At 58.4% G+C, this 8,888-nt stretch carries 10 protein-coding genes; 7 read left to right on the forward strand and 3 right to left on the reverse strand.

Annotation, left to right across the window (positions count from 1 at the left end; all coding sequences use genetic code 11):
* The first annotated feature begins 60 nt into the window (after positions 1-60).
* The 3 genes from NW819_RS03290 (at position 61) to NW819_RS03300 (ending at position 2,411) form a co-directional block, all read left to right on the forward strand.
* Positions 61-648 carry a lysostaphin resistance A-like protein gene (locus NW819_RS03290; RefSeq protein ID WP_414328684.1) on the forward strand — a complete coding sequence of 196 codons (588 nt, stop codon included), beginning with the start codon at positions 61-63 and terminating at the stop codon, positions 646-648.
* Between the two features lie 174 nt (positions 649-822).
* On the forward strand, positions 823-1,617 hold the full coding sequence (locus tag NW819_RS03295; protein ID WP_414412872.1) for an alpha/beta hydrolase: 795 nt from the start codon (positions 823-825) through the stop codon (positions 1,615-1,617).
* A 143-nt stretch (positions 1,618-1,760) separates the two neighbouring features.
* Positions 1,761-2,411 (forward strand): peroxiredoxin, encoded by a 651-nt coding sequence (locus NW819_RS03300; RefSeq protein WP_414412873.1) that lies wholly within the window; start codon positions 1,761-1,763, stop codon positions 2,409-2,411.
* Between the two features lie 184 nt (positions 2,412-2,595).
* Here the strand turns inward: NW819_RS03300 and scpB are convergent, their stop codons facing one another.
* A complete protein-coding gene (scpB, locus tag NW819_RS03305; RefSeq protein WP_414412874.1) occupies positions 2,596-3,093 on the reverse strand; it encodes an SMC-Scp complex subunit ScpB in 498 nt (165 codons plus the stop codon).
* Between the two features lie 171 nt (positions 3,094-3,264).
* Positions 3,265-5,421 carry an NAD(P)H-quinone oxidoreductase subunit 5 gene (locus tag NW819_RS03310; RefSeq protein WP_414412875.1) on the reverse strand — a complete coding sequence of 719 codons (2,157 nt, stop codon included), beginning with the start codon at positions 5,419-5,421 and terminating at the stop codon, positions 3,265-3,267.
* 336 nt (positions 5,422-5,757) lie between these two features.
* Here NW819_RS03310 and NW819_RS03315 point away from each other — a divergent pair, with 336 nt between their 5' ends.
* The gene (locus NW819_RS03315; RefSeq protein WP_414412876.1) at positions 5,758-6,114 is read left to right on the forward strand and encodes a single-stranded DNA-binding protein; all 357 of its coding nucleotides are present in this window, start codon (positions 5,758-5,760) and stop codon (positions 6,112-6,114) included.
* Positions 6,115-6,139: 25 nt separating this feature from the next.
* Here NW819_RS03315 and NW819_RS03320 read toward each other — a convergent pair whose 3' ends face one another.
* Entirely contained in the window at positions 6,140-6,922 is a 783-nt protein-coding gene (locus NW819_RS03320) for a cobalt-precorrin-6A reductase (protein ID WP_414412877.1), read from the reverse strand.
* Positions 6,923-6,986: 64 nt separating this feature from the next.
* Between NW819_RS03320 and NW819_RS03325 the strand changes: the two genes are divergently transcribed.
* From NW819_RS03325 to NW819_RS03335, 3 genes are all read left to right on the forward strand, one after another.
* The gene (locus NW819_RS03325) at positions 6,987-7,502 is read left to right on the forward strand and encodes a bifunctional nuclease family protein (RefSeq protein ID WP_011431791.1); all 516 of its coding nucleotides are present in this window, start codon (positions 6,987-6,989) and stop codon (positions 7,500-7,502) included.
* 45 nt (positions 7,503-7,547) lie between these two features.
* Positions 7,548-8,369: an MOSC domain-containing protein gene (locus NW819_RS03330; protein ID WP_414412878.1), complete on the forward strand. Its 822-nt coding sequence runs from the start codon at positions 7,548-7,550 to the stop codon at positions 8,367-8,369.
* Between the two features lie 49 nt (positions 8,370-8,418).
* Positions 8,419-8,888: flavodoxin-dependent (E)-4-hydroxy-3-methylbut-2-enyl-diphosphate synthase (locus tag NW819_RS03335; protein ID WP_414412879.1), on the forward strand; the 470-nt coding region annotated here is incomplete at its 3' end.

Genomic DNA, 8,888 nt, shown 5'->3' on the forward strand with positions numbered 1-8,888 from the left:
GATGATAAAAACAGCAGCTGCTGTTAACCCTCCGGAGTTCGAAGCCTAGGGATCCCCTCCATGACTTCCCAGATTCAGCCCTGCACACGCGAACAGATCTTGAATGGAATGGGCATCACCACCCTGTTTTCGGCTCTCATTGTGGGTCTCTGGATCTGGCTGGGATCCTCCTTTCCCGTGCCGTTTCGCTGGGATCCCCTAGCCTTGGCGTGGGGGGCAGGGCTGGGACTGGGGGTGGCTCTGCTCAGCGGCGGGGTTTACCGGCTCTGGCCAGCCTATCGTCGGGCAGCCACTGCCTACTTACACTGGGTGGCGGATCCCTTGCAGTGGGGAGATATCCTTTGGGTGGGCCTGCTGCCGGGCTGGAGCGAGGAATGGCTGTTTCGCGGTGTGCTGCTGTCAGCTCTGGTGGCCAGCCCCTTAGGGTGGACAGGCGGGATCCTGCTGAGCGGCCTCTTGTTTGGCGCCTTGCATTGGCTGGGATGGCAGGGCTGGCCCTATGCCGTCTGGGCCAGCGGGGTTGGTATCCTCATGGGGATTGGCTTGTGGCTGTCGGGAAACCTGTTGGTCACCATTGTCGCCCACACCCTTGTCAACTGGATTGGGGTTTGTGCCTGGAAATGCTTTTTCTCTCAAGCGGAGCCCTGAAGGATGCAGTTTTCGTGCTCCCCTCTTCCCTTATGGGAAAGGGGTTGCCTGTAAGCAGCGCAGAACCTTGGGCAAGTGCCGCAAATTGAGCTTAACTTACTTGTCGATGCCTTCCTGTCAATGCCCCACCGAGATCTCCTACAACTAGTTTGGGGATCCTTCCCATGGCTGCGCGTGGGGCGATCCTTGCTGCTGGTCGGGCTGGTGGTGTACGGCTACCTGCTCTGGCTGGGCTGGTTTCAATCGGAGCGGCTGATCTTTCTGCCCCAGCCCGCCAGCTATCGAGATGGGGATGCCATTCTCAAGCTCACGACCTCTGATGGGCTACAGATTTCAGCGGTACATTTGCCCAATCCCGCCGCTGCCTACACCCTCCTCTACAGCCATGGCAACGCTGAAGACTTGGGGGATATCCTGCCCCGCTTGGTGCACCTGCAGCAGGCTGGGTTTGCCGTCTTGGCCTACGACTACCGCGGTTACGGCACCAGCGAAGGGATCCCTTCCGAGGCCGGCGCTTACAAAGATATCGAGGCCGCTTACACTTACCTAGTTGCCCAAGGGATCCCGCCGGAGCGGATCTTGGTCTATGGAAGATCAGTAGGGGGCGGGCCCTCGGTTTACCTGGCAGCGCAAAAACCAGTGGGCGGCCTGATCCTGGAATCTACTTTCGTGACTGCCTTCCGCGTCTTGACGCGCATCCCGCTGCTGCCCTTCGATCGCTTCGATAACCTCAGCCGCATTGCCAAGATCGATTGCCCGCTGCTGATTTTGCACGGTACCCAGGATCGTCTAATCCCCTTCTGGCATGCTGAAGCCCTTTACCAAGCAGCACGGGATCCCAAACGCTTGGTGCCCATCGAGGGAGCCGATCACAACAACTTGCTGCAGGTGGCTAGAGAGCGCTATGTCACCATCCTGCACCAATTCGTAGCCGAGCTGGTGGATCCCCATGTTGTCTTCCCTCAGTAGCGGCTTAGGTGAGGACAATCTTAAAATCACCTGCAATCCGCTCGGAAAAGTGGAGTTATGTGGCAAGATCGGAAGGGATCGGGTCGAAGGATCCGGATCCCTGTCTCACCGGATTGAACCCTTTTACGGAGGATCAAGAGCGTATGTCTCTCCGACTTGGCGATACTGCTCCCAATTTCACGCAAAAGTCTACCCACGGCGAAATCGATTTCTACTCTTGGGCCGGGGATAGCTGGGTGGTGTTGTTCTCTCACCCCGCCGACTACACGCCGGTCTGCACCACGGAGCTAGGCACTGTTGCGAAGCTGATGCCCGAATTTGAAAAGCGGGGTGTGAAGGTGATCGCCCTCAGTGTGGACGATGTGGACTCCCACGTCGGCTGGGTAAAAGACATCGAGGAAACCCAGAACGCCACTTTGACCTATCCCATTTTGGCAGATGCAGACCGCAAGGTTTCTCAGCTCTACGACATGTTGGATCAAACCAACATCAACCAAGAAGGGCTGCCCCTGACGGTGCGCTCGGTGTTCATCATCGATCCCAACAAGAAGATACGCCTCATTCTTACCTACCCGGCCAGCACAGGCCGCAACTTCGACGAGCTCCTGCGGGTGATCGATGCCCTACAGCTGACGGATAAGTATAACGTTGTCACTCCCGCCGACTGGAAAGACGGTGACGATGTCATCATTCCGCCTTCGCTGAAAGATCCGGAAGTGCTGAAAGAGAAGTTCCCAAAAGGCTACAAGGAAATTAAGCCCTATTTGCGGGTCACCCCTCAGCCCAACAAGTAGAAGTCTCAGCAATCGAACCTACTTTCGGCTGATCCCTTCTCTGCCGAAGCTGCGCTCCCCTCGATTTGGATCCCCGACCAGGGGATCCTTTTTTATTTCAAGCCAGATTGAGACACTTTCCCTTTGGAAGAGGGGAGTTAGGGATCCCTCATTTTGCAGTTGGGGAAAGTTTATTCTTCAAAGTTTATTCTTCGGGGAAAGAAGCCGCCTCTGTTGCTTTTTTGGCCAGCTCATCTACCGTGAAGTAGCGATGAAACTTATCGGTCACCCGCAACCAGGGGGAACGGCTGCCTTCTTTGCGATAGCGGGTCACAAAGCCTTTTTCCACTAACTCTGCCACGTGCTGATAAGCACCTTGGCCGCGCAACTCCACCAACTCCGCCTGCGAGAGGGGGCCACGCAGAATGATTGTAGCCAGGGTACGGGTAGCACCCACCCCAATTTCAGGGGGTAAAAGCTGGTTGGCCAGCTCCAAAAACGGCTCCCGCAACTGCAGGGCAAACCCTTCCCCCACCTGTAGGACTTCCAGGGCAGAATCGCGATGGGCATAGTCTTCCATTAATTCCAGCAGCGCATCGTAGGCTTCGTCGCGACTGCAATGGGCCAACTGGGCCAGGGCGGATAGCTCCAGGGGCTGCCCTTTTAAGTAGAGGATCGCTTCGATCTGATTTTTCAGGGCCAAGACACGCTCCCTCTGACCTTGCCTTTCCGCCAACAAGGGATGCGAAATCGACTTAAGAGAACGCGGGGCCATTGCAACAAGGGATCCGCTCAACTTGCTCCGTAGCATAGCAGCAGTTCTAGGCTGAGGGATCCCTTGGCCAAGCGGGCCGGATCCATCCTCGCCTTCGAGCTAGAACCCTACCCCTGATGCCACCACCATCACCACCACCGCTGCAAAGATAATCAAAGCGTAAAACTGGGCCTTGCCGCTCTCCAGGTATTTCATCGCCTCGCCGCTCACCATGGTCACCAAGCCCGTCAGGTTGACCACACCATCCACGATGCGGCTGTCCACCTCCAGCGCCTCCCGTGCCACGAAGCGGGTGCCCTGCACAAAGACTCGCTCATAGAGGTCGTCAATGTACCACTTGTTGAGGGAGAAGTAGTAGAGCGGCTGCAGGCTTTGGGGGAAGGTGCCCGGGTCGATGCGCTTTTGCCAGTAGATCAAGCTGGCCAAGGTGATGCCGATCAGCCCAATGCCCACGGAGCTACCCGCCATGATTAGAAACTCTGCCCAATCGAAATGGCCCGCCAGCACCTCCTGCCACTCTGCTGCCACCAGCGGCAAAATCGAGCCTGCCTCTGCCACAGACTCAGCCGGCGGGTGGATGAAAGCTTCAAAGAAGTTGGCAAAAGGGGTGCCCACCAGGCCAATCAGCACAGAAGGGATGGCCAGAGCCAACAGCGGGAAGGTCATCGACCAAGGGGACTCATGGGGCTCTGAGGCGTGGCCATGCCCATCGTGTAGGTTTTCCTGAGCTTCAGGATGGCTGCTGGGCTGGGGTTTTTCTTGAATGTTCATGGCTCCAGGGCCAAAGGCCGGTTGTTTCCCCGCAAAAACGTAGGCAAAAGCTGGCACAGGACGGCCCTGGCTGATGGCCACCTCCTGCCGCAGTCTCAGGTTGGTGCCGCGAAACTCCCCTTCGAAGGTGAGGAAGTAGATGCGGAACATGTAGAAGGCGGTGATCCCGGCGGTGAGGAAGCCCACCCCCCACAGAGCTGGGTTCCGTTCGAAAACAGCGCCCAAGATCTCGTCTTTAGACCAAAAGCCGGCGAAGGGCGGGATCCCACAAATGGCCAACGTGCCGATCAAAAACGTGATGGCCGTAACCGGCATGTATTTGCGCAACCCCCCCATCAGGCGCATGTCTTGGGCCAAAACCGGGTCATGGCCGACCACCGCTTCCATGCCGTGGATAACTGAGCCAGAGCACAAAAAGAGCATCGCCTTAAAGTAGGCGTGGGTCATCAGGTGAAACAGGCCCGCCCCATAGGCGCCGCACCCCATGGCCATGACCATGTAGCCCAGTTGGGAAATGGTGGAGTAGGCCAAGCCCTTTTTGATGTCATTTTGGGTGATGGCAATGGTGGCCCCCAAGAAGGCTGTGCCCGCCCCCGTCCAGGCGATGATGTCCATGGCCACCGGGATCCCTTCCAGCACCGGGAACATGCGGGCCAAGAGGAATACCCCAGCCGCCACCATCGTGGCTGCGTGGATGAGAGCGGAAATGGGCGTGGGGCCCTCCATGGCATCCGGCAACCACACATGCAGCGGGAACTGGGCCGACTTGGCCACCGGCCCCAAGAACACCAACACCGCAAACAGGGCAATCAAGCTGCTGCTCACTGCCCCGCTAGCCAGCATCTCCTGCAGATTGCGCCCGATCTCGTCAAACGCGAAGGTACCGGAAATCCAGTAAAAACCTAAGATGCCCAACAGCAGGCCGAAATCTCCCACCCGGTTGACCACAAACGCCTTTTGCGCTGCTTCTGCCGCTGCCTGCCGGTCGTGCCAAAAGCCGATGAGCAGGTAGGAGCACATCCCCACCAGCTCCCAGAAGATATAGATCTGCACCAGGTTGGGGCTGACCACCAAGCCCAGCATCGAGGAGCTAAATAAGCTCAGGTAGGCGTAGAAACGCACATAGCCGGGATCGTGGGCCATGTAGCCGTCGGAGTAGATTTGCACCAAAAAGGCCACCGTGGTCACCACCACCAGCATCATGGCGCTCAGGTGATCCACGACAAAGCCCATATCCACCGAGAAGGATCCCGCCTGGGCCCAGGTGAGGGTTCTGAGGACGGTTTCGTGCCCTTGCACCTGGCTGACCAAAAGGGCAAAGGCATGAACCATCGCCGTCCCGGTCGCGAACACGCTCAAAAAGGCAGCCAAAGAGCGGTTGGCCCTTGTCCAGGCGTTGAACATCAGGATACCTAAGCCGAGGAGAAAGGCTGCCACCAAAGGATAGACGGGGATCAACCAGGCGTACGTGTAGATGAATTCCATGGGAAATGCTTCCGAATGCGTCCTCTCACAGCAACGAACCTGCTCTGCTAGCCCTGCAATTGGCAGGTGGGAGTGTCTGGTGGGCTGGCATTTGCTCAACTGCTTCTGCCATTGTAAACTTTTGCGACAGAGTGCGGATCCGGATCCCGAGCATCAAGTCCATCACAGCAGAGGCTTTTCCCAGAGATCAATCGGGATCCCCGCAGCTAAATCTGTAAATATCCTAAAGAATCGGCTCTGAGCCCAAGCTGACGGTCGCAAGCAAAAAGATGACAGGGATCCCTTGCGAGCGCTACAACGAAGGCTAGATCTACTGGCGGTCTGGAGAAACTACCCATGAGCTTGAACCTGGTGACCCTGGTGGGGCGAGCCGGCATGGATCCGGAGGTGCGCTACTTTGAGTCAGGCAAGGTGGTCTGTACTTTTAGCTTGGCGGTCAACCGATTCCGCAAAGGGGAAGACAAGCCTGATTGGTTTAACCTGGAGTTGTGGGGCCGCACTGCCGAGGTGGCCGGAGAGTATGTGCGCAAAGGCAGCCTCATCGGGGTAACGGGCAGCCTCAAGTTCGATCGCTGGAAAGACAAATCCACCGGAGAAGAGCGCCAGAGACCCATCATCGCTGTGGATCGGCTGGAATTGCTGGGATCCCGTCAAGACCGCGACTCCAACCTGCCCCCCGAAGAGCCGTTTTGACCCGTTGGACTGGAGCTGGGCAACCTCAAGGTCCCGCTCCTTCCAAGCATCGCCTACAGGCCTGCACCACTGCTGTCAAATCCTGGCTGCACCAGGGATAGTCCAACGGGGGTCGCCGGATCACCCACAGAGGGATCCCCAGGGTTTTGGCCACCGCCTGCTTGATCCCCAGCCCGCCTGCTTCCCCAGAGGCTTTGCTGATCACCACCTGAGGGCTGAACCGCTGCCAAAGCTGCAGTTCTTGCTCAAAGCTGAGGGGCAAGCGCATCCCGATCACCCGCTCGGCAGGGATCCCGGCTTGCACCGCTTGGGGAACCGATTCCGGCAGCACCCGTGCCCACAGTTGGCAGCGATCTTGCCAAGGTACAAACAGGGGCAGGGCCTTCACTCCCACCGTCAGCAGCACCCGCCGCCCCGCCAGCACCGCCTCTGTGAGCACCCCCTGCCAGTCCGGCACCACCTGGACCCAGGGATCCAGCTCTACAGGAGGGCGTTCGTAGCGCAGGTAGGGGATCCCCAGTTGGGCCGTCACCTGGATGGCCAGTTGCGAGATTTGCTGGGCAAAAGGATGAGAGGCATCCACCACTACGCGGATCCGGCACTCTTGCAGGAATTGTTCCAGAGATGGCGGCGAAAATCGGGTGACCACCACCTGACCGGGCAAATCCTGATACAGTCTTCTGGCCCCTTCGGTGGTGACGGTTGCCACCCAAGGGATCCCCTGCCGGCTGAGGGCGTCGGCCAAGCTGCGGCTCTCGCTAGTGCCCCCGATCAAAGCCACTTCAACTGGACTACCAACTGAGCTCATGGTGTGTTGCCAAACTTTGACGCCCGTAGATACGATCAAGATCACCGGCTGGAGGCAATTGCTCATGATCGAGATGCATGTGGCTGGGATTGCGGTCGATGCCGTCAACCAAAACCCCATTGTCATCCTGCGCGATGGCAGTGAGCGTCGTGCCCTGCCCATTTGGGTGGGAAAAGCAGAGGCCAACGCCATTTTGCAGGCCCTGGACGACCAAAAGCCACTGCGCCCCATGACCCATGATCTCATCCTCAACTCCTGGAAGACGTGGGGGATCAAGCTGGAGCGAGTCATCATTCACGCGTTGCTGGATAACACCTTCTACGCGGTGCTCGTCACCGTGAATGGTGACAAAAAACAAGAGATCGACTGCCGCCCCAGCGACGCCATTGCCCTCGCTCTGCGGGCCCATGTTCCTATCTGGACGGTGGAAGAGGTCATTGCGGAAGCCTCGATCCCCATGAACCAGGATGCCGACGAGGCGGAGCGGGAGGCCTTTCGCAAGTTTGTAGAAAATGTAACCCCCAGAGACTTTATCCGCAGCTACCCCATGACCGACCATCCCACCGAAGCCGACAGTTAAGCAGCTAAGGCGGATCCCACCCCCAGGGATCCCGGCAGACAGGCCATGCCCCAGGTTGCCAGGTTAACGGTCTATCCCATCAAGTCCCTGGATGGGATCCCTCTGTCTGAGGTGAGGCTGACGGCAGGGGGGACTTTGGAGGGGGATCGCCGCTACGCCCTCTTGGATGCGGAGGGAAAGCGGGTGAACGGCAAGCGCCATGCTGCGGTCCACCGCCTGCGGGCCCGGTTTGATCCCCAGTTGGGCCAGGTGCAGTTGTGGGGGGAGGGCAAGACGGCCCAGTTTGACCTGCAGCAGCAGCGGGATGCTTTACAAACTTGGCTCAGCCACTGGTTGGGCTTTCCGGTGCAACTGCTGGAGGAGCCTCTCAGGGGGTTTCCGGATGATCCCTATGCCAGCGGCCCCACCCTGATCAGCACAGCCACTCTCGAGACAGTGGCCAATTGGTTCCCCGGCCTCACCCCCGAAGAGATGCGGCAACGCTTTCGCATGAATATCGAGCTGTCGGAATGTCTGCCCTTTTGGGAGGATCGGCTCTTTGCCCAGGCAGATCAAGGGGTGCGCTTTCGCATTGGGGAAGTGGAGCTGCTGGGCCTCAACCCCTGCGCCCGCTGTGTGGTGCCCACCCGGGATCCCCTGAGCGGAGATGCCCATCCCGGTTTTCAAAAGCACTTCGTAGCGCAACGGCAGAAAACCTTGCCACCCTGGGCCGAAGCCAGCCGCTTTGACCATTTCTATCGCCTTGGGATCAATACGTGGATCCCGAGAACGGAGGCGGGCAAGCACCTGAGGGTTGGGGATCCCGTCGAAATCCTCGGGGTTGAACCCCTCAGCCTTTACCCTGAGCTGAATCGAACCCCAGGTTAGTTTCCGACCTACAATCAAGCTAGAGCAGCTCTTTTGGCTTGACCAAGCTATGCAAACCCTGGATCGGCCCAACGCCCCCACTCAGCAGCCCTACCCAGAACCGGTCTATCCCCGTCGCCCCACCCGCACGGTGGCCGTAGCCGATGTGTTGATCGGCAGCCAGCACCCGGTGGTGGTACAGTCCATGATCAACGAGGACACCCTCGACATCGACGCGGCAGTGGCCGGGATCCGCCGTCTGCACGAGGCAGGCTCAGAGATTGTGCGGGTTACCGTTCCCAGCATGGCCCATGCCAAGGCGATGGAGGCGATTCGGGAGAAGCTGATCCAAACCTACAAGCCGGTGCCTTTGGTAGCCGATGTCCATCACAACGGCATCAAGATCGCCCTGGAAGTAGCCAAATACGTGGACAAGGTGCGCATCAATCCAGGGTTGTTCGTCTTTGAAAAACCTCAGCCCGGTCGCACAGAATATACCCAAGCCGAATTTGAGGCCATCCGCAACAAAATCCGGGAAAC

The sequence above is a fragment of the Synechococcus sp. R8-2 genome (assembly GCF_047461715.1).
Lineage (GTDB): Bacteria > Cyanobacteriota > Cyanobacteriia > Thermostichales > Thermostichaceae > Thermostichus.